Origin of the sequence: Hymenobacter aquaticus (assembly GCF_004765605.1) — a bacterium.
Lineage (GTDB): Bacteria > Bacteroidota > Bacteroidia > Cytophagales > Hymenobacteraceae > Hymenobacter > Hymenobacter aquaticus.
The window spans coordinates 1,297,649-1,323,219 of sequence record NZ_SRLC01000001.1; the positions used below are offsets into that span (position 1 = coordinate 1,297,649).

Genomic DNA, 25,571 nt, shown 5'->3' on the forward strand with positions numbered 1-25,571 from the left:
GGGGTCCTCGGGGTTGAGTGGATGCTAAAAAACGTACCTGCTATACGCAAAAAAGACGCGGGCAGTACTTCGTTGGGGCACGCAAAAGTAGAAACTAACCCGTACTCTTGCGAGTTTTTTAGCTATTCCGCTCCGCGGCCCCGGCGGCCGTATCTTTACGCGGGCTCTTGCCCCGTCTTTTTCCCTGCTTCTCCCCTATGAATCATTCCGAACGTCTGGCCGCTTTTGTCGCCCTGGGCCTGCGCCTGCACCACCTTTCCGCCGATGAGCTGGCTGCCCTGGTCGGGCGCGCCCGCAACGCCAACAACTGGTTTGACGAACCCAACGTGCATGCCGCCCTGCTGGGCGTGGCTCATCTGCTGGAAGAAGACACGCTGCGCACCTGGGCCGGCCGCTACCCCGCCGAGCCGCCGCACCCGCGCCGCGTGGGCGTGGTCATGGCCGGCAACATTCCGCTGGTGGGCTTTCACGATTTGCTGTGCGTGCTCATTAGCGGGCATTATTTGCTGGCCAAGCCCAGCAGCGAAGACAAGATTCTGATGAACTGGGTGGCCCAGGAGCTGATAACCATCGAGCCGCGCTTTGCCGAGCGGATTTCCTTCGTGGAGCGCCTCAACGAGGCCGACGCCTTTATTGCCACCGGCTCCAACAACACGGCCCGCTACTTCGAGTACTACTTCAGCAAGAAGCCCAACCTGATCCGGCGCAACCGCACCAGCCTGGCCATTCTCACGGGCGAGGAGTCGGCCGAAACGCTGGCGGCCCTGGGGCGCGACATTTTCCAGTACTACGGCCTGGGCTGCCGCAACGTGAGCAAGCTCTACGTGCCCGAGGGCTACTCCTTCACACCCCTGCTCGACGCCCTGCAACCCTGGGAAACCGTGCTGCGCCACAACCGCTACCAAAACAACTACGACTACAACAAGAGCATTCTGCTGGTGAATAACGTGCCGCACTACGACAACGGCTTTCTGCTGCTGAACGAGGCCGGCCCGCTGGTGTCGCCCATTTCGGTGCTGCACTACGGCACCTACGGCAGCGAAGTCGATTTGGTGGATCAGCTCACCGACGTGGCCGAGCAGATCCAGTGCATCGTCTCGGACGGGGCGCGCTACGCGGGCAGCTTCGCCTTCGGCCAAGCCCAGTCGCCGAAGGTCACGGACTACGCCGACGGCATCGACACTATGGCTTTCCTGGCGGAAATCGGCTAGCCGCCCGCACCAGCCAGCGGCGCACTGCCATTGAATTACTCACAGTTTTTCTGCAAATTACCAGGGTAGTTACCAACAACTTACCTCGTTATGCAGACGCTGACACAGGTGCCGGAGATGGTGGAAAAAGAAGCCCTGGGCACATTGCGGTTTCCCAGCCACGACGTGCTGACGCTACCGGTGCAGCAGCAATGGCGGCGCTACGAAGCCGAGCGCGCCACCACCCTCGGCAACGGCTACCACGGCAAGGTCGACATCTATTTCCAGACGGCGGACGGTGCCACCAAACGGCTCTACACCACCGTCTGGGCCTGCGACGCGGAATACCTGACCCTGAAATCGGGCGCTTCCCTGCCCCTGCGCGCCGTCGTCGGCTTCGACTTTTACTAAGCCGTGCCGAGTACCCGTAACAACGAAAATCCCCGACCTGTCCAAGTCGGGGATTTTTGTTGGTCGGACTGCCGGGCCGGAATGCGCCGACAACCTAGGTTACCGCCTGTTACACCCGGTCCAGGGTTTTGAGGATCAGGTCGTTGACGGTGGCTTCGGCGTTGGTGGCAAACTCGCCGGTGGCGCGGTTGGCCACAATGGCGTTCAACGACACCACCTCGTGGCCCAGCATGCGGCCCAGGGCGTAGTAGCCGGCCGTTTCCATCTCGAAGTTGGTCAGGCGGAACTCGCCCTCGGCGCTCTGGTAGCGGTAGTTCTGGAAGCGGCTGATCAGGTCGGCCTGGCGCAGGTCGAGGCGCAGCACGCGGCCCTGGGGCCCGTAGAAGCCGGGGCAGGTGAGCGTGTTGCCCACCACCATGCCGGCCCCCAGCTGCTCGCGCAGCAAGTCGGAGCCGCGCACGCAGTACGGGCGGTAGCTCAAATCCAGGCTCTGCTGAATGCCGGTGGCCACTTCCACTTCCAGGCCGGTTTCCACCAGCGGATAGAATTGCATCAGCGAGTCGAGGCCCACGGCGTGCTCGGTCACGAGGTGGGAGCCAATCGGAATATCGGCCTGCAGGGCGCCGCTGGTGCCCACGCGCACGATGCGCAGGGCGATGCGCTCTTCCAGCGGCCGGGCCTCACGGGTCACGAAGTCGATGTTGACCAGGGCATCCAGCTCATTGATGAGAATGTCGATGTTGTCGGTGCCCATGCCCGTGGAAATAACCGTCAGGCGCTTGCCCTTGTAGTAGCCCACGTGGGTCACGAATTCCCGCTTGTGAATCTGGGTTTCGATGGAATCGAAATGCTGGCTCACCAGCGGCACCCGCTCGGGGTCGCCCACGGTGATGATGGTATCGGAAATGTGGTCGGGCAGCAGGTTCAGGTGGTAGATGCTGCCGTCGCGGTTGATGATCAGCTCCGATTCGGGAATAGGCATGGTGGGAATGTTGGATGGTGAATGTTGAGAGTTGAGTGAGCGGGGCGGCCGGACATATTTGACCGCCGCATCAAAAACGACTGTCATCCTGAGCCTGCGAAGGACCTTACCACGGCAGAACTGGCCGTTGACACGCTACATCAAACGTGATAAGGTCCTTCGCAGGCTCAGGATGACAGCCAGGAAAAGTAATACGGCTTTCTACGCGCCCGGCGGCCGGTAGGATAGCAGGCCCTGCTCGGGATTATAGTTGTTGCTGAGCTTGGGGTAGGTACCGGTACCGTCGTAGGGGCGCTTGTCGGGGTGCTCCTGGCAGGCCGGGGAGCAGGCGCCGTCGAGCTGCTGGCCGCAGGTTTCGCACAAAGCCACGTGGGCGTTGCAGTGCGGGTTGGCGCAGTTAATCATCCGGTCGGAAGGCGTGGCGCAGTGGTGGCACTGGGCAATAACGGTGGGATTTACGCGGTTCACGTCCACCGTCACGCGGTTGTCGAACACGTAGCACTTGCCGTCGAAGTCCTCGCCGCCGGCTTCGATGCCGTACTTGATGATGCCGCCGTGGAGCTGATACACGTTTTCGAAACCCTGCTCCAGCAAATAGGCACTGGCTTTTTCGCACTTCACGCCGCCGGTGCAGTAGGTCAGGATTTTCTTGTCCTTGAACTCCTTGAGCCGCTCGACCCGGTCGGGAAAGTCGCGGAAGTTCTCGATGTCGAGCGTTACGGCATTCTTGAAGCGGCCCACGTTGTACTCGTAGTCGGAGCGCACATCCACAATCACCACGTCGTCGCGGTCCTTCAACTCCTTGAACTCCTGGGGCGAAAGGTGCTGGCCGGTTTTCTCGTGGGGCCGCACGTGGTGCAGGCTGCTGTGCACGATTTCGGGCTTCACGCGCACATGCAGCTTCTGAAACGCGTGTTCGGCGGCCTCATCCACCTTAAACTCCAGGGCTGCGAAGCGCGGGTCGGCCTTCACCAGGCGCATGTACTCCTGGCAGTCGGCCGCCAGGCCCGAGACGGTACCGTTCAGGCCCTCGTGCGCCACGATGATGCGGCCCAACAGGTTCAGGCGCAGACATATGCGGTGATGCTCGTCGCGAAACGCCACCGGGTCGTCGATGGGCGCGTAGCAGTAGTAGAGTAAAACGCGGTAATCCATTTTTTTAATTCTGAATGATGAATTCTGAATTATGAATTGCTGGCCAGGAATCGTAAAACGGCCCAGCGGGCCCGAATAATTCAGCATTCATAATTCAAAATTCAGAATTATACCTTCTGAGCGGGGTTGCCAAAGACGGTTTGGTTGGCGGGCACATCGGCCACCACCACCGAGCCGGCCCCTACGCGGGCCTTGGCGCCAATCTTGACGCCGGCCACCACGATGGCGCCCGAGCCGATAAACGCCTGCTCCTCAATTTTGGCTCCCGGGTTGATGATGGCCCCGGCCCCGATCTGGACGTAGTCGGCCAGTTCGGCTCCTACTTCCACCACGGCGTTGGCCCCGATCAGGCAGCCGTTGCCGAGCTTGGCGTTGCTGGCTACCACCGCCCCGGCGCTGATCAGGTTGCCGTGGCCCAGCCAGGCGTGCTCGGCCACGCTGGCGCGGGCGTGAATGGCGTTGACGGGCACCACTTCGTACTCGTCGCGCAGCATGTTGGTCAGGCTGCGGCGGCTGGCGGTGTCTTCGGTAGCCACGAATACTTCGCACTTCTTGCCCAGGAGCTTGAGCAACTCCTTGTCGTCGGTGTTGCCCATCACGGCCACGTTGTTCAGCTCCGAGTTCTGGAGTTTGGCATCGTCGTCGAGCAGGCAGTAGACCACTACATCATTGCTGGTAAAGGCATCGAGGGCCGTGGTGCCGAGGCTTTGCGCCCCCAGAATAATGACAGGATTTTCCATGCAGACAAATGAAAGCCGACGGGCGGCTGTGCTTTTAAACCAAACCGCAAAGATACAACGGCTCGGGGCCTGCAACAAGCCCCCACGAAAAGCCGTGCCCGCCGGCGCTAGAGGCCGATGCGCCGCAGCCAGCGGGCGGCCACGTCGTGTTGCAGGGCCAGCAGCAGCAAATAGGGCAGCAAGGCCGAGCGGTAGCGGCTCAGCGTGCCGAGGTTGGGCGTGCTCAGGCCCAGCAGGGCGGCCAGGGCCAGGCAGTAGAAGCCCAGGGCCAGCACCAGGGCAAACGGCAGCTGCCCTGGCTGCCGCCGCCACAGGGCCACGCCCAACGCGCCCAGAACGGCCAGCAGCAAGAGGTTTTCCAGGCCCGCGCCCACGTACAGCGGCGCGGCGTCTTCCCAGGGCATGGGCCGCAGCAGGGCACTACCAATGGCCTGGGGCGCGTTGCGGAGCATGCTTTCCACGGTGGGTGCCAGGTGCTCGTACTCGATGTGCGGCCGGGCCTGGGCGCCGGCCAGCAGGTCGGAGTTGATGCGAATCAGCTGGTTGGTAAACTTATTCAGGCGAAATACCGGGCTGATTTCACTGGCCCCCCAGCCGCCCACGCTGAGCGTAGCGGCAAATAAGGCCGCCTGCACCCAGCGCCGCCGGGCCCCGCCCAGGTGCTGAGTTAGCCGGATAACCGCCAGCCCGGCCAGCGCGGCAAACAGCAGGGCGGCAAAGAAAAACCGCATCTTAAACTGCAACACCGCCAGCGCCACGGCCCCGGCGAGGGTAGCCGGCCGGGGCGCTTCGGCACCGTAGAGCCAGCGCACGACCAGGGCCAGCAGCCACGCCCCACTGCCCAGCAGCAGGCATTCTTTGGTCAGCCCGGCCGTCCAGTAAACCACCGTGGGCCAGAGCAAAAAAGCCACCAGCGGGGCCCCGCGCGGGGTAGCCGGAAGGGCGCGGGCCACGGCGGCAGTCAGCTCCCAGCTCCCGACAAAGCAGAACACGGATAAGTAAAGCCCGTTCAGCAGCAGGCTACCCCGGGAAGCCAGATTCAGCCCGGAGAGCAGCTTGATCAGGAAAAAGGAGTTGGAGTAGCCGTGAAACGTCAGGCTTGCTCCCCCGTGCCAGAAATAGTCGCCGGCCAGGGTTTGCAGCCACTTGCCGGGCCGCTCCCACAGCTGCTCGGTCAGGGCCAGGCCCCAGCGCTGGTAGTAGGCCCCGTCTTCCGACAGCAGGTAGCAGGCCGCCGCGCCGGCCACCAGTTTCAGGGCCAGCAACGGCAGCAGCCACCGCCCCAGTCCCGGCACCTGGTACTGCCGCCGACCCCAGAGCACGAGGCCGCCCAGCAGCAGGCCGTTCAGCACAAGCGCAACCAGCAGCCTCACCCGACCACCACGTTTTGGCGCAGAATGTGGCTCCCGATGGCGCAGCGCAAGCACTGCCGGGGCTGGCAGTAGGCCCGGCTCAACGAGAGCAGGCCCTGCGAATCGGCGGCGGAGCGGTGCTCGAAGCCCACGGTGGCGTAGAGCTCCGTGAGGTGGTTGTGTTCGGCGGGCAGGTGTTCGAGCAGGGCCACGGCAGATTCGATGAGTTCGGGCTGCCCCACGGAGCGGGCGTAGGCCACGCGCAGGGGCACGGCCACGTTGGCCACGAGCAAATGTACGCTGCTGCGGCCAAGCGCGGGCACTTTGCCGGCCCGTCCCGGCTGGTAGTGCCCGCGCCAATACTCGGGCACCGGCGCGCGGAAGAACTGCTCCAGCGCCCGAACGTCGGGGGCCGCGAGCAGGGCGCTGAACAGCACGGGCCGGGCATGCAGCAGGGCTACCAACTGGGCCAGGCGCACGGTGGGAAAGTTGGCGGGCCGCAGCCGCAGGAAATTCCAGTCGTGCGCGGCCAGTGCCGCGTCGGCCAGCTGATATTTGTGGCGCAGAAACTCGTACTCGCGCCGCAGCGCCTGGATATACTCGTCGTCGGCCGTAACCTCGGCCTCGGCCAGAAAGCCCGCCTGCCCAAACACCAGGGCTTCCAACTGCCGTACTTCATGGCGGTGGCGGCGCACCACGGCCAGCGGCAGGGCTTTGGCCAGCCGCGCCAGGGGCTCGGTGTTTTTCTTGAACCCAAAGCCCGCCGCCAGCGCGTGGTAGGCCGTAGCTTCCCAGTCTTGGCCCAGCTGCTCGTGCAAGGTGGCCACGGCGTCGGCTTTCTGCTCTACCCGCTCCAGCAGGGCCCGCTCCACCATCATCGTACGAGTAATAACCGGCACCTGGGGCAGCAGCGGAGCGCAGGGCAGCTGCGGCGTGGCCGCCTGCTCCACCAGGTTGACGTAAGCGTGGATCAGCCCCAAATCGAGGCGGGGTGCCAGGGCCAGGGCCGGAATCCGGGAGCCGTTGGTACGCTGAATATCCTGGTCGGCGGTATAGACGACGTGCAGCACTACCTGGTCGTACTTTTTATCGGTCTGGTGCTGATGGCGCAGCCAGTCGGAGGCGCGCAGATGGATTTCCACGGCCCCGTTCCACTCCACCTCGCCGATCTGCAGGCGGGCATCCAGAAAGTCGGGGCCGGCATCGGCGTTGCGGTGGCCGGGGCGCAGCACGGTTATAGCCTCTCCTTCTTCGGTTTGCAGGTCGGCTTTATCAAAATACTGGTGCTGCCAGACGTAGTGGAGGAAATCTTCTTTCATAAAAACCCGATAGAATACGCTAGAATAAAATTTCGTCAGGGAAAGTACTCATTCCCCAAAGACTCCGGTAGGCTTGCCAGAAAATCGGGGGGATAATTTATCCAAACGCAAACCGGCCCGCCCCTGCGCGAGGCAGAAGCGGGCCGGACATTTCGGCAGACTGACGAGCTTAGCGCAGGTCGATGACCTTGACGCCTTTGTACTTCGTCTTGTCGAAGTTGAAGGTGGTGGCGTCCAGCGGGGGGTTGGGCTGGAACTTGCGGATGGTGTAGGTGTAGCGGTTGCCGTTCTTCTTGAACATCTTCCAGCTTTTCACCGACTTATCCACCTTGCTCACCGTCAGGCGCACTTTGAAGACGGGGTTGTCCTTGTTTTCGGGCGACAATTCGATGACGTCGCAGGCCTCGCCGGCTTCCTTGGTTTCCTGGACGTAGCTGTATTTGTAGCCTTTTTTGTAGAGCGTGAAGATCTGCGTGGGCGACACTTCCTGCTCCTCGGGGTCGAAATCGGAGATATTCACCTCGTTTTCGGCCTTCATGTAGGTCCACATGGTCTGGCCGTTGTTGATGACTTCCTGACCGTTGAGCTTGAGGCGAAACTTCTGACCGCTGACGGTGATGTCGCCGGTCAGGTTTTCTTTCACTTTGGCCGCGTCGTTTTCCAGGGTCTGGGTGAAGTTGGCCTTGAACCCTTTCAGCGCCTGATACTTGGCGCTCATCTGATCCAGAATCTTGCCGGCTTTGGGGTCCTGCTGGGCGCTGGCCGCGTGGGACAGCGTAACCGAAAGGGCGAGCAGGGCGAGTACTTTTTTCATTAGGGAAGGATGGTGTCTTGAGGGGCGTTAGATAGTGGCGGGGCAAGCAGGTTTAAGCGGGTCGTCAAGAGTATAACCCGGAAAGAACCGCTTTTGTCGCACTGGTAGCTAACTTTTGGGCAGGGTATTCAACAACTGTTCCAAACTGTATTCGTCCGGAATTAATACCTCCCGGGCCTTGCTGCCCTCGAAGGGCCCCACGATACCGGCGTGCTCGAGCTGGTCGATCAGGCGGCCGGCGCGGTTGTAGCCCAGCTTCAGGCGGCGCTGCAACAAAGAGGTGCTGCCCTGCTGGTGGGTAACGATGACGCGGGCGGCTTCCTCGAACATACTGTCGCGGGAGGCGGCGTCGAAGTCTTCGTCGCCGCCGTTGCCCCCGCCGCTTTCCCCGGCCACTTCGGGCAGCAGGTAAGCGTCGGGGTAGCCCTGCTGCTCGCCGATAAAGTCGCAGAGGCGGTCCACCTCGGGCGTATCAATAAAGGCGCACTGCACGCGGATAATGTCGGAACCCTGGGAAATAAGCATGTCGCCCTGGCCCACGAGCTGGTCGGCGCCGCCGGCGTCGAGGATGGTACGGGAATCAATCTTGGAGGTTACCTTGAAGGAAATCCGGCAGGGAAAGTTGGCCTTGATGATGCCGGTAATAACGTTCACCGATGGGCGCTGGGTGGCCACAATCAGGTGAATGCCGATGGCCCGGGCCAGCTGGGCCAGGCGGGCAATGGGCGTCTCGACTTCCTTGCCGGCCGTCATCATCAGGTCGGCCAGCTCGTCGATAACCAGCACGATGAAGGGCATGAAGCGGTGGCCCTTCTTGGGGTTGAGCCGCCGCTCGATGAACTTGCGGTTGTACTCCTTCAGGTTGCGGCAGCCCGCGTCCTTGAGCAGGTCGTAACGCTTGTCCATCTCCATGCACAGCGAGTTGAGCGTGTTCACCACCTTCTTGGTGTCGGTGATGATGGCCTCCTCGGTGTCGGGCAGCTTGGCCAGGAAGTGACGCTCAATCTTGTTGAAGATGCTCAATTCCACCTTTTTGGGGTCGACGAGCACGAACTTGAGCTGGGCGGGGTGACGCTTGTAGAGCAGCGAGGCCAGAATAACGTTCAAACCCACCGACTTACCCTGACCCGTGGCGCCGGCCATGAGCAGGTGAGGCATTTTGGCCAAATCGACCACGAAGACCTCGTTGGTAATGGTGCGGCCGAAGGAAATCGGCAAGTCCATTTCGGTGTTGATGAACTTGTCGGTGGCGAATACCGAGCGGATGCTCACCATCTCCTTCTTCGTGTTCGGCACCTCAATACCGATGGTGCCCTTGCCCGGAATGGGCGCGATGATACGGATGCCCAACGCGGCCAGGCTCAAAGCAATATCGTCTTCCAGGCTCTTGATCTTGCTGATGCGCACCCCGGCGTCGGGCACGATTTCGTAGAGCGTGACCGTGGGCCCGATGGTGGCCTTGATGCTGGCGATGTTGATGCCGTAGTGCCCCAGGGTTTCGACGATGCGGTCCTTGTTGGCTTCCAGCTCCTCTTTGCTCACCTGGGCTTTGGCCACGCCGTAGTCGTTGAGCAGCTCCAGGGTGGGGTACTGGTAGCGCGAGAGGTCCAGCGTGGGGTCGTAGTTGACGGCGGGCATGGTGTCCATGTCCTCGTCGTCGTCGGCAATGGCGGCCATGTCGGCGCCGGCGGCGGGGTCCAGCTCGCCGGGCTTGCTCTCGATTTGCAGGGCCGGACCGGCCGTTTCGCGCGGAGCCGGCAGCGGCAGCGAGGCCGGCAGGGGCGCGTCGTCGTCGCCGGCCAGGTCAGCCATCGACAAGGGCGTGGGAATGCTCGACGGGGCCACGCTCAGCGGCTCGGGGTCGGTGGGCGTTTCAAAGGAGAAGCTCGGGCCTTTGGGGGCGGCACTCAGAGCCGCGCCGGCTGCCGCCACGGTAGCCGAGGCGCTGGCCAGGCTGGCCGCCACCACCGGCGCTACGGTCAGTGGGACAGCGGCGGCGCTGGCGGCCAGGGCCGGAGCCGGATCGGGAGCGGCAATGCTGAAGGCCGGGCCGGATGCCGTGACCGGGCCGGTGCTGAAGGGCGCTTCCTCTTCGTCCTCGTCGGCAAACCCGGGCTCGTCTTCCGGCTCCGGGGCCAGGGTAACTGCGCGGGCCGCCGCCGCCGCCACGGCGGGCGAAGCCACGGGCCCCACGTGACGCAGGGTCATTTCCGGGGCGGGCTCCTCTTCTTCCTCGTCTTCGAAGGCCGCGGCGGGGGCGGCGGAAGCAGCCGCTGTTCTGAACGGCTGGTTGCCGCTTGCGGGGGCTACGGCCGGCTCGTCCTCATCGTCGGCCTCGCTGCGGCGCAGGTTCAGGCTGGTCACGTTGAAGAAGTACACCACGAAGGAAATCAGCAGGAAGGCCAGCAGCAGCACGGTGCCCCAACCGATGAGGCTGTCGAGCCACAGGGCCGCTTCGTAGCCGATGCCGCCGCTCAGAAAGTCGAGGCTATGGGCCAGGCCGGAGTCGGCGTCGGGGGCTTCCAAGGACAAAACCACGTAGCCCAGCAGCATGCTCAGCCAGATCATCGAGAACAGACACAAGGCCAGCACGTAGCTCAGCGACACATCGGCGCGCCGAAACACGATTTTGTAGCCCAGGAAAAACACGATGGGAATTACGGCGAAGGCCGCCACGCCGAAGCCCTTGTAAATCAGCAATTGGGCCAGCATGGCGCCCACCAGCCCCAGCCAGTTGCCCGATTCCTGCCCGGCCTCCTTCACCGGCGTGCTGCTCAGGCCCTCCACCACGCTCTGGTCGGCGTGCCCGGTAAACAGGAACGAGACGAAGGCAATGGTCAGGTAAATCGAGCTGAGCAGGAAGAAAAAGCCCAGAAACAGCTGGAAGCGCCGGTCGCGCAGGAAGGCAAACGGGTTGCCCAGCTTCATGGAAGGCAGCTTTACGCCGCGGGGAGACGCTTTGGGCGCGGCTTTGGGCGCGCTGGGGCGCGGCTCCCGGGCCGGCTCGGCGGCGGGCCGGGCCTGGTTGCGCGCCGGCCGGGGCTCATTGCCCCGGCCAGGGGCCGCCGGAGGGTTCTGCTTGTACGTATTTTTTGCCATCTATGACGCACTAAAAGGCCAAATCTAGGGAATTTTGACGGTTTTTGCGGCCCCGCCGGGGCCCGGGCCGCCGGGGGTTGCTTGCGGCTGCACTTCGTAAAGATACAGGTGCCAGTACGCGTTCCTAGCCGAAAAATCGTGGCGCAGAACCAAACCGCTGCGGGCCGGCTGCGCTAACCGGGCGGCAGCCAGCACGTAACGGCCGCCGAGGTGCCGGAAGGCGGCGGCGTTAAAGGCGAAATCCTGCACTACCCGCCCGGGAAACGCGCCCACGCGAAAATTCTTGCCCAGCTCGGCCGAAAACAGGTAGCACCGGTTGCCCCAGGCGTCGAAGTAGGCCCGCAGCGGGGGGCTCTTGGCCAGCTCGCCGGCAATGAGGGGCCGGAAGGCGTGCTTGTAGGGCAGCGGGTAGTTGTTCTGGTAGCTGTCGAGGGTGTAGAAGCCGTTGAGCTGGGCCACGGCCGGGGGCAAACCCAGGCAGGCCACCCGGTAGCGGGCCGGCACCAGCCCGGTTTGCCGCTCAATGACTTGCCGCACCTGGGCGAAGAGGCCCGGGGCTACGTAGGCGTGGTAGCTGGGCTCGGTGGCCGGCAGGCGGCCCGCCAGCTGGCGCAGGTTGTTGACCCACTCCGTGTTCATGGCCAGGCCCACCATTAGCTGCATGACAACCAGGGCCATAACCAGCTTAGGCTGCGGTAAGGCTTGCAGGCTCCAGGCCAGCAGCACAAACCACAGCAGCGGAGTCAGGAAGTGAAAGCGGCTTAGGTTGAAGGTGCGCAGGGCGGGCACGGCTTCCTGCACCTGCCCTACCAGCTGGGGGTAGAAACCGCAGAACAAGGCCACCGCCACCAGCACGCCCAGCAGCCCGAGCAGGGTGCCCCGATACGCCCGCCCCGAGCCGCCCGGCCAGCAGCAGGCTGCCGCAATGGCGAGCAAGATGACCCCGTGGAAGAAACGGCTGGCGTGGTACTGACCCATGAAGAAGTACTGCGCCGTAGCCTTCAGCCCCACCCCTACCCCCTGCGGACTTAGCTGGCTTAAGTCAAATTCCAGGCGGTGGGGCACAAACTGCCGGGCCAGCAGCAGCGAGTAGAACAGCGGGTACTCCACGACCAGGTACATGGCCACCAGCAGCCCCAGTCCGCCCACCACCGGCCACGACCAGCGCCGGCCGCGCACGACGTCGGCTAACAGCAGCGCCCCGATGCCGGCCACCACGAACGGCCCCACGAACACGAACATCGACCACAGCGGGAAGGCGGCAATCAGCAGCCAGTCGGGCCAGCGGGCGGAGCCGCGGCGCAGGTTCAGGAAAGCATGGAGCAGCCAGGGCTGGCCCAGCACCGTGAGGCCGTACATGGAGTAGAAGGGCAGCACGGCCCAGGCCAGACTCAGGGCTGCCGCCAGCGGGCGGCGCGCCGGCAGCAGGTGGCGGCGCAGCAGCACGTACATGCCCAGCAGGGCCAGCACCCGCACCAGGGCCTGCTGCACGAGGTAGGCCGGCAGCGGCTCGAGCAGGCCAAACAGCAGCACCGTCAGGCTCAGGCCCGGGCGCAGGGCGTTGCGCGGCAGCCCGTTCATAATGGCCGGCACCACAGCCTCGGGGCGGTAATCGAGGGCGACGTGGTGGCGGGTGAGCAGGTAGGGAATCGACAGCTCGGCGTCGAGGTTGTCGTCGATGGTCACGTAGCTCTGCTCCCGCAGCAGCAGAAACGGCAGCAGAAACAGCAGCAGGGCCAGCAAAGCCCAGCCCAGGGGGGGAAGAAGACGATGAGGTGCGCGCATACAGGCAGAAAGGGCCGGCAAACATACGGCTTGCCCCGGCCTTTTCGCGCCGGGAGCTTCGCGCCCGCCCCCCCCGCTCCCCCTACCCGGCTGTTCGCCCGCAACTAAGGAGGCCAGCCGCACCCAAACGGTCTGCTCGGCACCCGAAACGAACGGAGAAGCGCCCAGACGAACGTAGAAGCAACCCAGACGAACGGAGAAGCGCCCAGACGAACGTAGAAGCAACCCAGACGAACGTAGAAGCGCCCGAAACGAACGTAGAAGCACCCGGAACGAACGTAGAAGCGCCCGAAACGAACATAGAAGCAACCCAGGCGAACGGAGAAGCACCCGAAACGGACGCAGAAGCACCCAGACGAACGGAGAGGCACCTGGGACGAACAAAGAAGCGGCTGACTCCAACGCAGAAGCAGTTCCGCGGCCGGGAAGCCGGGCCGCTAGCTGCGGGGGTGAAACTCGGTGATGATCTGGCGCAGGTAGTCCCGGTCGAGGTGGGTGTAGATTTCGGTGGTGGTGATGCTCTCGTGGCCCAGCATTTCCTGCACGGCCCGCAGGTCGGCCCCGCCCTCGATGAGGTGGGTGGCAAAGCTGTGGCGGAACGTGTGCGGGCTGACGACCTTGCCAATGCCGGCCTTATCGACCACGTCCTTGATAATGTTGAAAATCATGACCCGGGAAAGCTTGGTGCCGCGCCGGTTCAGAAACACGAAATCCTCGTGGCCGGGCTCAATCTCGAGGTGGCAGCGCACCCCGCTGATATAGAAGCCGATGTGCTTCAGCGCGTCGCGGCCGATGGGCACCAGCCGCTCCTTGTTGCCCTTGCCCGTGACGCGCACGAAGCCCTGGTCGGCGTAGAGGTTGGACAGGCGCAGCTCGGTCAGCTCCGACACGCGCAGGCCCGAGGCGTACAGGGTTTCCAGAATGGCCCGGTTGCGGGTGCCCTCGTTGGTGCTCATATCCACGGCCTCCAGCACCCGCGTGATTTCCTCGTAGCTGAGCGTGTCGGGCAGCTTGCGGCCGGTTTTGGGTGCTTCCAGCGTGTCGGTGGGGTCCAGGGTGAGCAAGTCCTCCATGATCATAAAGCTGTAGAAGGCCTTGATGCCCGACAGGGTGCGGGCCTGGGAGGTGGCGCTCATGCCCAGTTCGCCGAGCCAGGCCAGGAAGTCGCGCAGGATGCGGGTGGTAACCTGGGCCGGCGAGGCCGGCAGCTTCGAGATTTCCAGGTACTGGCGCAGCTTGCCGATGTCGCGCACGTAGGCTTCCACCGAATTGGCGGAAAGCGACTTTTCCAGCTGGAGGTAGCCTTCGAACTGTTTGATGCTGATGGACCAGGTGGACATGCGGGCGGGAATGGAGGGTGTTGGATGCGCAGACAAAGGTAGTACGTCTGTCCTCCTTCATCTGGCGTACGCCGAGCGAAGGACCTTATGGGATGAGAACGGCCGGCGTAACAACGACTCGTTTTTAACGTGATAAGGTCCTTCGCTCGGCTCAGAATGACAGTTCCATATCTTTGAGTCCCACGTTACCAGAACCCCAATTCATGCAAATCCTCATCATCAACGGCCCCAACCTGAACCTGCTGGGCCGCCGCGAGCCGGGCATCTACGGCTCCCGCTCCTTCGACGACTACCTGCCCGAACTGCGCGCCGCCTTCCCCGACTTCACCCTGGAGTACTTCCAGAGCAACCACGAGGGCGAGCTGATCGACAAGATTCATGAGGTGGGCTTCTCCTACCACGGCATCGTGCTCAACGCCGGGGCCTACACCCACACCAGCCTGGCCCTGGCCGACGCGCTGGCCGCCATCAACGTGCCCGTAGTGGAAGTGCACCTCTCCAACGTGGCCGCCCGCGAGGAAATCCGCCACAAAAGCCTGATCGGCAAAAACTGCCTCGGCAGCATCAGCGGCTTCAAGCTGGAGAGCTACCGCCTGGCCCTGCACTACTTCGACAACATGCGCCCCAAGCGCGTGGGCTTTAAAGTTTAATGTGCTAATGATTAATGTGCTGAAGTGCTAATTCTTAATGTGGAGAATGTGCGAAATGGGCGGAATGTGTCATGGCGAGGCTGCAAGCCATTCCGCGCCTCAAGCGGCGGCAATCCGTGCGCTGCGCAGGTAGTCACCGCCTTTCCCCAGAAAGCCCTAACGTCTGCTCAGGCGTTGGGGCTTTTCACTGAAGAGAGCTTTCTACCTTGCAGAGGACGGATTCGCTACGCTGTCCTTCGGGTGCTTCGCGTTGCCCGCCATGACATATTCCGCCCATTTCTCACATTCCGCACATTTCCCACATTTCCCACATTCCCCATTAGCACATTCCCCCACATTCGCACATCAGCACATTATAAAAATTACCTTTGCGGCTCTTCCCTTAGCCTTTTCCACCTATGTATACATTCAACCCCGGCCCGTCGCAGGTGTATCCTGAGCTGCGCGGCTACTTGCAGGATGCTTTCGACGAGGGCTGGCTCTCGGCCCCGCACCGCGGCGAGCGGTTCACGGGCCTGATGCGCCAGACCGTGGCCGACCTGAAAACCAAGCTCAACATTCCGCAGGACTACACCGTGTTTTTCCTGAGCTCGGCCACCGAGTGCTGGGAGGTGCTGGCCCAGGACCTGACGCCTACCAAGAGCTTCCACCTCTACAGCGGGGCCTTCGGCGAAAAGTGGTTTGAGTACGCCAAGGCCCTGCGCCCCCACAGCGTCGGCCAGCAGTTCGGCATCGACGAAGTGCCCGAAGTCTATACCCTGCCCCTGCCCGACGACTCGGTCGACCTGGTCTGCATCACCCAGAACGAAACCAGCAACGCCACCCAGCTGCGCGACGGGTTCGTGCTGAACCTCTACAACCGCCTCGGCAACGCCCTGCTGGCCGTGGACGCCACGTCCTCCCTGGGCGGCATCCAGCTCAAGTACATCAAGGCCGACATCTGGTTTGGCTCGGTGCAGAAGTGCTTTGGCTTGCCCGCCGGCCTGGGCATCATGGTGTTGTCGCCCAGGGCCGTGGCGCGCTTCCGCCAGATCAACGAGCGGAGCCACTACAACAGCCTGGTGAGCCAGTACGAGAAGATGCTCAACTTCCAGACCACCCACACGCCCAACGTGCTCGGCATCTACCTGCTGAGCCGGGTGCTCACCGACCGGGAGCCCATCAAGGCCGTGCACCAGCACCTGATTGACCGCGCCACCAAGCTCTACGACTACTTCGACCAGGCCACCCAGCTCACCCCGCTGGTTACGAACCCCGAAACCCGCTCCACCACCGTCATCGGCTTGCAGGGCCCGCCCGCCCTCATCGACGAGGTGAAGCGCCGCGCCCTGGCGCAGGGCCTGCAGCTGGGCAACGGCTACGGCACCTGGAAATCGGGCTCGTTGCGCATCGCCAACTTCCCCGCCATTCCCGACGCGGCCTACGAGCAGCTGGTCCAGTTCTTCGCCCGCGAATTCGCCTGATCAATTAGTGAATTAGTGATTTAGCGACTCAGTGAGTTGTCGTTCAAATCGCGCCATTTGCGCAAAATGCGCCAACAGCACGATAAAACTCACTAAGTCGCTAAATCACCATCTCACCATGTTTAGTCTCAAGGAAATCTTCTCGGTTACGCTCACGCTGTTTGCGGTGATTGACATTCTGGGCTCCATCCCGATTATCATTCAGATCCGGCAGCGCGAGGGCAAGATTCACTCCGAGAAGGCCACGCTGGTGGCGGGCGTGCTGATGGTGGTGTTCCTGTTTCTGGGCCAGAGCATCTTGTCCCTGTTTGGGGTCGACTACCAGTCGTTTGCCCTGGCCGGGGCCATCATCATCTTCCTCATTGGCATGGAGATGATCCTGGGCATCGAGCTGTTCAAGAACGACCCCACGACGCGCACCGGCTCCATCGTGCCCCTGGCGTTTCCCATCATCGTGGGCGCCGGCACCATGACGACGCTACTGAGCTTGCGGGCGGCCTACTCCCTGCCCAACGTGCTGGTGGGCATCGGCCTGAACCTGGTCTTCGTCTTCCTCGTGCTCAAAAGCTCGGCCTGGATTGAGCGCAAGCTCGGCAAAGCCGGCGAAGACATCCTGCGCCGCGTGTTCGGCGTCATCCTGCTGGCCATTGCCATCAAGCTGTTTAAATCGAACTTCTAATTCAATGTGCTAATGTGGTGGAATGTGCTGAGGTGCTAATGCAGAACGACCATTAGCACCTCAGCACATTCCACCACATTAGCACATTACCCAACATGATTCAACTCTTCACCGACGGCTCGTCGCGCGGGAACCCCGGGCCGGGCGGCTACGGAACCATTCTGCGCTACGGGCCCCACGAAAAGGAAATTACCCAGGGCTTCCGCCTCACCACCAACAACCGCATGGAGCTGCTGGCCGTCATCGTGGGCCTGGAGGCCGTGACGCGCCCCGAAATCCCGATTACCGTCACCACCGACTCGAAGTACGTGGTAGATGCCGTGGAGAAAAAGTGGGTGTTTGGCTGGGCCGCCAAGGCTGATTTTGGCAAAAAGGCCAACGAGGACCTGTGGCGGCGCTTTCTGAAGATCTACAAGCAGCGCAAGGTGCAGTTCCGCTGGGTGCGGGGCCACAACGGCCACCCCGAAAACGAGCGGTGCGACGCCTTGGCCGTGCGCAGCGCCGTGCACGGCCCCCTGCTCATCGACGCGGGCTACGAAGCCGCCGCCCAGCTGCCGTAATGAAGCCGGCCTCCTACTTCCCCGCCCTGACGGGGCTGCGGGCAGTGGCGGCCTTCTGCGTCTTTTTCTTTCACTTCCCGCCCGTAGCGGCGGGCGGCCCGGCGCTGCAACGAGTGCTGCACGCGGTGTGCCGCGAAGGACACCTGGGCGTATCCCTGTTCTTCACGCTCAGCGGCTTCCTGATTTGCCGGCGCTACTACCGGGTACAGTTCGGGGGCCGGGAACTGGCCGGCTACGCGCTGCGGCGCTGGGCGCGCATCTACCCGGTGTTTTTCCTGGTCACGACGCTCACTTTTGTGGGTACAAGGCTGTTTCTGGCCGACAACGGGCTCCAGCTCTACCTGGTCAACATCACGCTGCTCAAGGGCTTCGCGGCCGACTGGGCCTTCACCGGCGTGGCCCAAACCTGGTCGTTGACGGTGGAGGAGTGCTTTTACCTGCTGGCGCCGCTGCTGTTCTGGCTGGGGCGGCGCTTTTCGCCGGGGGTCTGGCCGGGCGTGATACTGGCGCTGCTGGGGCTGGGCGGCTGGCTGTACGCCACCCCGAACTTTACCTTCGCCAACGCCCATTTCATGCTGGTAGCTACCCTCTTCGGGCGCAGCACCGAGTTTCTGCTGGGCGCGGCCTTTGCCTTGCTGCCCCCGTCGCGGGTGGGCCGGCGGGCCACGTGGCTGGGCAGCATCGGGCTGATAGTGTTGGTAGCCGCGCTGACGGCCATTCAGCTGCACACCGGCAACGTCAGCATCGATACGGCCCCGGGCGTGGCCGTCAACCATCTGCTGCTGCCCGCCGCTACCGGCCTGCTACTCTACGGCCTGGCCACGGAAATCACCGCGCTGCAAGGCCTGCTGAGCAGCACCCCGCTACAGGTGGCGGGCAGGGCCTCCTACTGTTTCTACCTGCTGCACATGGGCCTGTGGCACGATTGGCTGGTGCGGTGGCTGCCCGCCGGGGGCCCGGCCGCAGTACAGGTTGCGCTGGTGTTCGTGCTGACCCTGGCGGCGGCCATCCTGCTGTATTACCTGGTCGAAAAGCCCCTGCACGGCCTGCTGCTGCGCCGCCTGGCACCCGGTCCGCAGGCCCCGTCGGCGGTTCCTTTCTAAATATTCCGCCGGCCATTGCGGGCCGGCTTAGCGTACAACCGAAGTACTATGAAGCCTCTGCTTACCTCCGCCCTCTTCGCCGTGCTGGGTGTCTCGGCCTGCCAGCAACAGATGGAAAGCTCGACGCCGGCCCGGGCCCAGAGCGTGCCCATCCGGGCGGCGGTGCAGTGCGGCTGCCCCAGCGAGGTGCCCATGGCGTCGGCGGCGCCCGATACGCTGTTTGCCTTTGCCAATGGGCCGGTGCTGTCGGTGTGCGGCTACAAGGAAACGCGCAAGCGCCAGGAGTTTTACTCCGAGTTTGCCGTGTCGACCTGCCAGCCCCGCAAAATCCTGAAGTACTGGGACGTGCGCGAGCGGTGCCGCCTGGTGTTCCGCAACGACACGCTGACGGTGGAATCGTTGAAAAACCTGCCGGCCGGCAAGAACTTCACCTACGAGTTCGTGCGCTTCCGCCTCGACCGGTTCTACGTGCGGAAAGGCCAGGTGCAGCACGAGTCCGTGCTCAACAAGGACATGCGCCCCTACACGCCCGAGGAAATAGCCCGGGTCAGGCAGGAGTATGAGTCGGCCACGGCGCTGAAGGCCGACAAGCGCATCGAGTTGGCCAACCGCCTGCTGCTCAGCGCCCTCAGCGGCGACGTGCAGGCCGCCGTGTACTTCCGGCAGTTCCCAACCAAGTTTCCGCTGGAAGGGGCCTACGAGGAAGAATACGCCGACTTGCAGCGCCTGCTGCGCGACTGGAACCGGCAGGCCTCGGCCCAGCGCTAAGCTCTTTTAATCCGTTTTCCCTGTCTGCCAACTCCGTGGCCAATACCTATTTCCGTTTCAAGCACTTTACCATCGAGCAGGACCAGTGCGCCATGAAGGTGTGCACCGATGCCTGCGTGCTGGGGGCCGCCGCCGAGCTGACTACCGCCACCCGCATCCTGGACGTGGGCACGGGCACGGGCCTGCTGGCGCTGTTTGCCGCCCAGCGCAACGCCACGGCTACCGTCGAGGCGGTGGAAATTGCCCCCGATGCCGCCCGCCAGGCCAGCCACAACGTGGCCCGGAGCCCCTGGGCCGACCGGGTGCGGGTGCACCCGCTGAGCCTGGCGCAGTTTGCCGCCACCTCCCCCGCCCCGTTCGACCATATCTTGAGCAATCCGCCGTTTTTCCGCCGCGCGCTCCGCTCGCCCGACGCGGCCCGCACCACCGCCCGGCACACCGCTCCCGATACCCTCTCGTTTGGGGAGCTGGCCCGCTTTGCCGCCGACTTCCTGACGCCCGCCGGCGCCTTGACTATTCTGTTGCCCCCGCCGGAAATGCAGCAGTTTGAGCGCGAGGCCGCCCACGCCGGCCTCTACCCGGCCGCGCGCCTGGTGCTGCACCACCGGCCCGGCAGCAAGGCCCTGCGGCACATCACCCGCTTCAGCCGCCGCGCCGAAGCCGCCGACACCCGCGCGCTGCCCATTCACCCCGCCGGCACTGATGACTACTCGCCCGAGTTCCGGCAGCTGCTGCGCGGCTTTTACCTGGCTTTCTGAGCTGGCTCAGATGGCCCTGAACACCCGTTTTACGGGAGCAGGCGGGCCACCTGGGCCAGCTTGTCCTGGTAATGAACGTCGAGCAAATCGGCGGTGAGGTCGGGAAACTGGGCGGCGGAGTAGTGGCGCTGCACGGTGCCGCCGGCCAGCAGCGTGATTTCGTCGCAGGTTTCGGTGAGGGTGCCCAGCAGGTGCGAGGTGAGCAGGATGCCCCGCCCCTGGGCCCGCAGCCGCAGCAGGATTTCCTTGAGCAGCAGGTTGGTGCCCATATCCAGGCCGTTGAAGGGCTCGTCCAGAATCAGGTAGCGGAAATCCTGCACCAGCAGCCCCAGCAAAGCCAGCTTTTTCTTCATGCCCGCCGAGTACTCTTCCGCGTAGTGGTCGAGGGGCAGCTCCAGCAGCGTGTTCCAGGCCGAAAAGTCGATCAGGGGCCGGCGGCGGGCCTGCAGGCTGAACTCCAGGTACTCGCGGCCCGTGAGCCGGGGGTAGAAATACGGCTCGTAGGGCAGCACGCCGGTATGCTCCCGGATAGCCAGGCCCGTGGTTTCCCGAATCTGCCCGGTGTAGTCGGTCAGCAGGCCGTAGAGGCAGTGCAGCAGGGTGGTTTTGCCCGCCCCGTTGGCCCCCACCAGGCCGTGAATCGTGCCCGGCCGCAGATCCAGATCAACGTGGCGCAGCACGGGCTGGCTACCGTAGCTCTTGCCCAGATTTCGAATGCTAAGCATGCCAGTAGAGGTGTAAGCGTTGGCGACTTTTCCAGATCAGCCCCCCGAAGACGGCCACCAGTATCGGGGCGTACTGGGCGTTCAGCAGGGGCAGCAGGGCCACGGCCACGATGCCGCCCTGGGTGAGGCGCACCAGCGTGGGCTGGGGGTAAAACGAGTACTTGGCCATCACGCTCATGCTCACCGTCAGCAGCCCCCACGCCAGCAACGCGGTGGCGCCCGGCCAGGCGGCGGGGCTCAGGCCCAGCAGCACGAAAAACGGGGCGGCCGTCAGCAGGTAGAATACGGCGGCCAAAGCCAGCTTGCGCCACCAGAAAGCCGTAGCGCCCCGCCCATAGATAGTGACCATGTCTGTAGGTTCGGGGGTGGTGTAGCAAAACGTGACCAGCAGGCTCCAGCCGCCCAGCACCACGGCGGGCACCACGGTGGAAGCATGCTGCCACCCCGCCACCGCCAGCCCCGCCAGCCAGCATGCCCAGCCGCCCAGCTGCCGGAAGCCGCTTACCCACTCGAAGACCTCACTGCGCAACAGGCTGCGGCGCGGCCAGCGGCGGCCGGTGCTTCGCGCCACGGGCAAAAACGGAACGGGCAGCACCGCCACCACCGTGGCCAGGGCGGCGGCCCAATAGCCCAATCCCAGCAGCAGGCCCCACACCGGCCACAGCCACAGCACGTACTCGGCCAGCAGCCACTGCCGGTAAGCGGGCGAGGCAATCTGCAGAAAGCCGGTGTCGGTGCGCCGCCGGTGCCCCGGCCACGTAGCCAGCAGCGCCAGCGGCGGCGCGGCCCACTGCAGCGCCGGCCGGGCCAGCAGCAGCTCGAGCACCTTGCCCAGGGTGAGCACCAGCACGCCGCCCAGCAAGAGCAGCCGCAGCCACCCCAGTTCGGCCAGCTGCCGCCCCAGAATGCGCAGCCGCAGCCGCAGGTAAGCTTTCATGCGCGTCAAGTCGATAGTTTACCGCGACTCAACGGCAGCCAGGCTGATTTCGTGTTCTTCGAACCGGATTCCGTAGTCGGCGGCCAGCTCCTCCAGGATGGGCTCGTAGAGGCTGGCCTCGGTCGGGATGACGACGCCGCGCTGCCCGAGCTGCCCGGCCGCCAGCCGCCGCACGGCCATAGCCACCGGTAGCCCCACAGTTTTGGCCATGGCCGTGTGCGTAGCATCGTCGCCGAGCACCACCAACGACGACTCCCAGCGGTGTGGCGCCCCGTCCAGCTCGTAGTCCAGGGTGTGGTGCATCACTATCATGTCGTGGTCGGTGGGCTGCAGCTGCCATTTGTCGGTGAGCAGCCGTTCCAGCAGTTGGGCCGGGGTGGCGTCGGCCAAACCCACGGGCCGCTTCGTGAAGACTTCCAGCCACGTCAGGCGCTGCATTTCGGGTCCTTGCGGGTCGAGGCCCAGGTAGGCGGCCGTGCGTTCAGCCAAGCTCCCTGCGCCGTGGGCGGCGGGCAAGAACGACTCCATCAGGGCTGCCCAGGTCATGTCGGCGGGGTTGCTCAGGTGCACCGAGTCGTCGGTGAGGCCCAGGCGCACGAAGGCCTGCCAGGCCGCGCAGTAGCCCGCCCGGCGCAGGGTGCCGCGCAGCATGGTCGGAATGTCGTCGAGGCCGTAGGGCGTGCGGTAGCTGAGCGAGTCGCGGTTGGCATAGCCGTCAAACTCGCCGTAGCCGGCCACGGCCACGGGCGTGGTGCGGGCAAACAGCTGCTGGTAGGGAATAAAGCGTAAATGGCCGTTTTCGAGGTATTTGGCGGTGCTTTGGCCGGCCAGCACCACGTTGCGGGGGTTCCAGGTAAACTTATACTTCCACGGATTATCCCCTTCCGAATCGGGGGCCAGTAGCCCGCCGCAGTACGAGCGGAAGGCCGTCAGCTTCCCGCCCCGGGCCCGAATGTCGTGCAGGGCCCGCATGGCCGACATATGGTCGAGGCCGGGGTCGAGGCCGCACTCCATCAGGATCAGAATGCCGGCCGCCCGGGCCGCCGCGTCCAGCCCCCGGATTTCCTCCGACACGTAGCTGGCCGTTACCAGGTGCCGGCCATATGCCACGCAGGCTTTGGCCACGGGCAGATGAAACAGGGCCGGCAGCATCGAAATGACGATATCGGCCTGTTGCACCAGTTCCGGCAGCTGGGTTTCCTGCTGAATGTCGAAGGGCACGGCCCGGGCGTAGGCCGCGTGGGCGGCCAGCACGGGCACCAGGTGGGCCGGGTTGACGTCGGCCACGGTGAGCTGCCAGCCTTCGGTGGGCGCGTGGAGCAGCAGGTACTGAAGCAGGGAGGAAGCCGAGCGGCCGGCTCCCAGGAGCAGAATGCGGGACATTGGAAAGGAGGTCAAGTGGCATGCCGGGGCCGGTAGTGGGGTGGCGGCCCCGGCACGGGGTGGGAATCGGGGCCAATAATCGGTAAAAAAAGCTTGTCCCGGCGCGAAACCTGATTTGCCACCTTCGTCCCAAGCTCAACGATCAAATGATAAATGTTAAATGATCAATGATAATTGTAGTACATTCACCGCCCCTTACCGGAACGGGGCCGCCATTCGGTACCCGCACTTTGTTTTTTATTCCCCGATGGCCCACCCGCTCCATCTGACCATCACCGTCGAGGTGCTGGCCTCCGAAGCCGAACTCACCCCCGCCGAAGCCACCACCTGGCAGCAGGCCCGCGCCGCCACCGACCAGGCGTACGCCCCCTACTCCCACTTCCACGTGGGCACGGCCCTGCTGCTCGACGACGGCACCATTCATAAAGGCACCAACCAGGAAAACGCGGCCTACCCGTCGGGCCTGTGCGCCGAGCGGACGGCCTTGTTTGGCCTGGCTTCCTCCCGGCCCGAGCGCCGCATCCTGTGCATGGCCGTGGCCGCCCGCCCCGCCACCGGCGACTTCGTGGCCGTGACGTCGTGTGGGGCCTGCCGCCAGGTGATGACCGAGTACGAAAACCGCCAGGGCACCCCGATTCCGCTGCTGCTGCCCGGCCCCAACGACACCATTTACCGCTTCCGCTCCCTGGCCGACCTGTTGCCCTTCCAGTTCTCGGCCAGCGACCTGCCGACGGTGAAATAGTGAGATGGTGAAATAGTGAGATGGTGAAATGGTGAGATGGTGAGTTTGATGTTCTCGTGGCGCATTTTGCGCAGTTTGCACGACAAACCCACCATTTCACCATTTCACCATCTCACCACCTCGCCTCCTATGGCTACTTCGCACGAACGGCAGCTGACGGTTACTCGCTCGGCCCGCTACTTTCAGGCCGGTGAGCTGAGCGCGGCCACGCGCCAGGTGTGGTTTGTGTGCCACGGCTACGGCCAGTTGGCGGCGTACTTTATTCGCCATTTTCACCTGCTCCCCGAGGCCGACCCGACAACCGTAGTCATTGCCCCGGAGGGCCTGTCGCGCTTCTACCTGCACGGCACCGGGGGCCGCGTCGGGGCTACCTGGATGACGCGGGAAGACCGGCTGGCCGAAATTGAGGACTACATTGCCTACCTCAACCAGCTCAGCCACGCCGTGCTGGCCCAGTGCCCACCCGAGGTGCGCGTGACGGTGCTGGGCTTTTCGCAGGGCGCGGCCACCGTCAGCCGCTGGCTGGCCCGCGCCACGTTTCGCCCCGCCCGGCTTATCCTGTGGGCCGGGGCCTTCCCTGCTGACGTGGATTTCAGCGTGGCCACCCGCCTGCTGCGGCAGTTGCCCATCACGCTGGTGTGCGGCGACCAGGACGAGTATATCAACGCAGAGGACCTACGCAAGCAACAGGAGTTTCTCCGGCAGCTGGGCGTCGAGCCCGAGGTAATCCGGTTCAGCGGCAAGCACGAGCTAAACGCAGGCGTCCTGCAACGCTTACACCAAGCCTGAACCGCATAAAAAAGCCTCTCCAATGCTGGAAAGGCTTTTCTTATGTCAACACAACGCCAATGACTACGTGCGGTTGATGAGCGTGGCCGCGCCTTGGGCACCGGCAAAAATGGTTACTTCGGCAATGTGCACGTTGGCCGGACGCGTCACCATAAACTGAATGACGTCGGCAATATCTTCCGGCTTTAGTGGGTCGTAGCCCTGGTACACTTTAGCGGCCCGCTCGGTGTCGCCCTTGAAGCGCACCTGCGAAAACTCCGTTTCCACCGCGCCCGGGTTTACCTCCGCCACCCGGATATTCAGCGGCAGCAGGTCGATGCGCATGGCTTTGGACAGGGCCGCCACGGCCGCTTTCGAAGCGCAGTACACGTTGCCGTTGGCGTACACCTCGTGCCCGGCAATGGAGCCGATGTTAATAATATGCCCCTGCCGGCGCTGCGTCATGCCCGGCAGCAGCGCCTGGCTCACGTTCAGCAGGCCCTTCACGTTGCTGTCCAGCATTGTGTCCCAATCGTCGGGGTTGCCCTCCTGAATCGGGGCCAGCCCGTGGGCTCCGCCGGCGTTATTCACCAGCACGTCGATTTGCTGAAAGGCGGCCGGCAACGAAGCCACGGCGGCATCCACGGCGGCCCGGTCGCGCACGTCGAAGGTGAGCAGGTGGGTGGGCGTCGGGGCCAGCTGCTGGGCCAGCTCTTCCAGCCGCTCCCGGCGGCGGCCGGTCAGCACGAGCTGAAAGCCGACCTGGGCCAGCGCAACGGCCGTGGCCCGGCCAATACCGGAGGAAGCCCCGGTAACAAAGGCGGTACGAGTCATAAAGCAGGAAAGTA

At 63.9% G+C, this 25,571-nt stretch carries 24 protein-coding genes; 11 read left to right on the forward strand and 13 right to left on the reverse strand.

Translation table 11 applies throughout. The annotated features are described in order from the left end of the window. Positions 1-197: 197 nt before the first annotated feature. Positions 198-1,211 carry an acyl-CoA reductase gene (locus E5K00_RS05265; protein WP_135462207.1) on the forward strand — a complete coding sequence of 338 codons (1,014 nt, stop codon included), beginning with the start codon at positions 198-200 and terminating at the stop codon, positions 1,209-1,211. A gap of 90 nt (positions 1,212-1,301) precedes the next feature. Next, positions 1,302-1,601: a hypothetical protein gene (locus tag E5K00_RS05270; RefSeq protein ID WP_135462208.1), complete on the forward strand. Its 300-nt coding sequence runs from the start codon at positions 1,302-1,304 to the stop codon at positions 1,599-1,601. Between the two features lie 109 nt (positions 1,602-1,710). On the opposite strand, the gene E5K00_RS05275 is transcribed toward E5K00_RS05270, so the two are convergent. From E5K00_RS05275 to xerD, 9 genes are all read right to left on the reverse strand, one after another. Further along, positions 1,711-2,583 carry a nucleoside phosphorylase gene (locus tag E5K00_RS05275; protein ID WP_135462209.1) on the reverse strand — a complete coding sequence of 291 codons (873 nt, stop codon included), beginning with the start codon at positions 2,581-2,583 and terminating at the stop codon, positions 1,711-1,713. A 201-nt stretch (positions 2,584-2,784) separates the two neighbouring features. Continuing rightward, a complete protein-coding gene (gene trhO / locus E5K00_RS05280; protein WP_135462210.1) occupies positions 2,785-3,738 on the reverse strand; it encodes an oxygen-dependent tRNA uridine(34) hydroxylase TrhO in 954 nt (317 codons plus the stop codon). Between the two features lie 107 nt (positions 3,739-3,845). Continuing rightward, positions 3,846-4,478, reverse strand: coding sequence for a NeuD/PglB/VioB family sugar acetyltransferase (locus tag E5K00_RS05285; RefSeq protein WP_135462211.1), 633 nt, complete (start codon positions 4,476-4,478; stop codon positions 3,846-3,848). Positions 4,479-4,585: 107 nt separating this feature from the next. Further along, entirely contained in the window at positions 4,586-5,830 is a 1,245-nt protein-coding gene (locus E5K00_RS05290; protein WP_135462212.1) for a hypothetical protein, read from the reverse strand. Positions 5,831-5,847: 17 nt separating this feature from the next. Continuing rightward, entirely contained in the window at positions 5,848-7,149 is a 1,302-nt protein-coding gene (locus tag E5K00_RS05295; RefSeq protein WP_135462213.1) for a DUF2851 family protein, read from the reverse strand. Between the two features lie 169 nt (positions 7,150-7,318). After that, entirely contained in the window at positions 7,319-7,963 is a 645-nt protein-coding gene (locus tag E5K00_RS05300) for a LolA family protein (RefSeq protein ID WP_135462214.1), read from the reverse strand. Positions 7,964-8,071: 108 nt separating this feature from the next. Continuing rightward, complete coding sequence (locus tag E5K00_RS05305) at positions 8,072-11,062, reverse strand: FtsK/SpoIIIE family DNA translocase (protein ID WP_135462215.1); 2,991 nt, start codon at positions 11,060-11,062, stop codon at positions 8,072-8,074. Positions 11,063-11,086: 24 nt separating this feature from the next. Then, positions 11,087-12,847: a DUF6044 family protein gene (locus E5K00_RS05310; RefSeq protein ID WP_135462216.1), complete on the reverse strand. Its 1,761-nt coding sequence runs from the start codon at positions 12,845-12,847 to the stop codon at positions 11,087-11,089. A 437-nt stretch (positions 12,848-13,284) separates the two neighbouring features. Then, positions 13,285-14,187, reverse strand: coding sequence for a site-specific tyrosine recombinase XerD (xerD, locus tag E5K00_RS05315; RefSeq protein WP_135462217.1), 903 nt, complete (start codon positions 14,185-14,187; stop codon positions 13,285-13,287). Positions 14,188-14,390: 203 nt separating this feature from the next. Between xerD and aroQ the strand changes: the two genes are divergently transcribed. The 7 genes from aroQ (at position 14,391) to E5K00_RS05350 (ending at position 20,168) form a co-directional block, all read left to right on the forward strand. Then, positions 14,391-14,837: a type II 3-dehydroquinate dehydratase gene (gene aroQ, locus E5K00_RS05320; protein WP_135462218.1), complete on the forward strand. Its 447-nt coding sequence runs from the start codon at positions 14,391-14,393 to the stop codon at positions 14,835-14,837. Between the two features lie 398 nt (positions 14,838-15,235). Further along, the gene (locus tag E5K00_RS05325) at positions 15,236-16,300 is read left to right on the forward strand and encodes an aminotransferase class V-fold PLP-dependent enzyme (RefSeq protein WP_135462219.1); all 1,065 of its coding nucleotides are present in this window, start codon (positions 15,236-15,238) and stop codon (positions 16,298-16,300) included. 118 nt (positions 16,301-16,418) lie between these two features. Then, the gene (locus tag E5K00_RS05330) at positions 16,419-16,979 is read left to right on the forward strand and encodes a MarC family protein (protein WP_135462220.1); all 561 of its coding nucleotides are present in this window, start codon (positions 16,419-16,421) and stop codon (positions 16,977-16,979) included. Between the two features lie 95 nt (positions 16,980-17,074). After that, on the forward strand, positions 17,075-17,539 hold the full coding sequence (rnhA, locus tag E5K00_RS05335) for a ribonuclease HI (RefSeq protein ID WP_135462221.1): 465 nt from the start codon (positions 17,075-17,077) through the stop codon (positions 17,537-17,539). Beyond that, the gene (locus E5K00_RS05340) at positions 17,539-18,642 is read left to right on the forward strand and encodes an acyltransferase family protein (protein ID WP_135462222.1); all 1,104 of its coding nucleotides are present in this window, start codon (positions 17,539-17,541) and stop codon (positions 18,640-18,642) included. The genes rnhA and E5K00_RS05340 overlap by 1 nt, the downstream gene beginning before the upstream one ends. Positions 18,643-18,690: 48 nt before the next feature. Then, complete coding sequence (locus E5K00_RS05345) at positions 18,691-19,410, forward strand: hypothetical protein (RefSeq protein WP_135462223.1); 720 nt, start codon at positions 18,691-18,693, stop codon at positions 19,408-19,410. A 35-nt stretch (positions 19,411-19,445) separates the two neighbouring features. Continuing rightward, positions 19,446-20,168 (forward strand): tRNA1(Val) (adenine(37)-N6)-methyltransferase, encoded by a 723-nt coding sequence (locus E5K00_RS05350; RefSeq protein WP_245328211.1) that lies wholly within the window; start codon positions 19,446-19,448, stop codon positions 20,166-20,168. A gap of 29 nt (positions 20,169-20,197) precedes the next feature. Here the strand turns inward: E5K00_RS05350 and E5K00_RS05355 are convergent, their stop codons facing one another. Genes E5K00_RS05355 through E5K00_RS05365 form a run of 3 tightly spaced genes read right to left on the reverse strand, consistent with a single transcriptional unit; the run spans position 20,198 to position 23,213 of the window. Beyond that, positions 20,198-20,893 (reverse strand): ATP-binding cassette domain-containing protein, encoded by a 696-nt coding sequence (locus E5K00_RS05355; protein ID WP_135462224.1) that lies wholly within the window; start codon positions 20,891-20,893, stop codon positions 20,198-20,200. Beyond that, positions 20,886-21,830: a hypothetical protein gene (locus tag E5K00_RS05360; protein WP_135462225.1), complete on the reverse strand. Its 945-nt coding sequence runs from the start codon at positions 21,828-21,830 to the stop codon at positions 20,886-20,888. The genes E5K00_RS05355 and E5K00_RS05360 overlap by 8 nt, the downstream gene beginning before the upstream one ends. An 18-nt stretch (positions 21,831-21,848) precedes the next feature. Beyond that, the gene (locus E5K00_RS05365) at positions 21,849-23,213 is read right to left on the reverse strand and encodes a saccharopine dehydrogenase family protein (RefSeq protein ID WP_135462226.1); all 1,365 of its coding nucleotides are present in this window, start codon (positions 23,211-23,213) and stop codon (positions 21,849-21,851) included. A gap of 247 nt (positions 23,214-23,460) precedes the next feature. Here E5K00_RS05365 and E5K00_RS05370 point away from each other — a divergent pair, with 247 nt between their 5' ends. Together E5K00_RS05370 and E5K00_RS05375 are read left to right on the forward strand one after the other, a co-directional pair. Then, on the forward strand, positions 23,461-23,955 hold the full coding sequence (locus tag E5K00_RS05370) for a cytidine deaminase (protein WP_135462227.1): 495 nt from the start codon (positions 23,461-23,463) through the stop codon (positions 23,953-23,955). Between the two features lie 129 nt (positions 23,956-24,084). Continuing rightward, positions 24,085-24,744, forward strand: coding sequence for an alpha/beta hydrolase (locus E5K00_RS05375; protein WP_135462228.1), 660 nt, complete (start codon positions 24,085-24,087; stop codon positions 24,742-24,744). Between the two features lie 63 nt (positions 24,745-24,807). On the opposite strand, the gene E5K00_RS05380 is transcribed toward E5K00_RS05375, so the two are convergent. Then, the gene (locus E5K00_RS05380) at positions 24,808-25,557 is read right to left on the reverse strand and encodes an SDR family NAD(P)-dependent oxidoreductase (RefSeq protein ID WP_135462229.1); all 750 of its coding nucleotides are present in this window, start codon (positions 25,555-25,557) and stop codon (positions 24,808-24,810) included. Between the last annotated feature and the right edge of the window lie 14 nt (positions 25,558-25,571).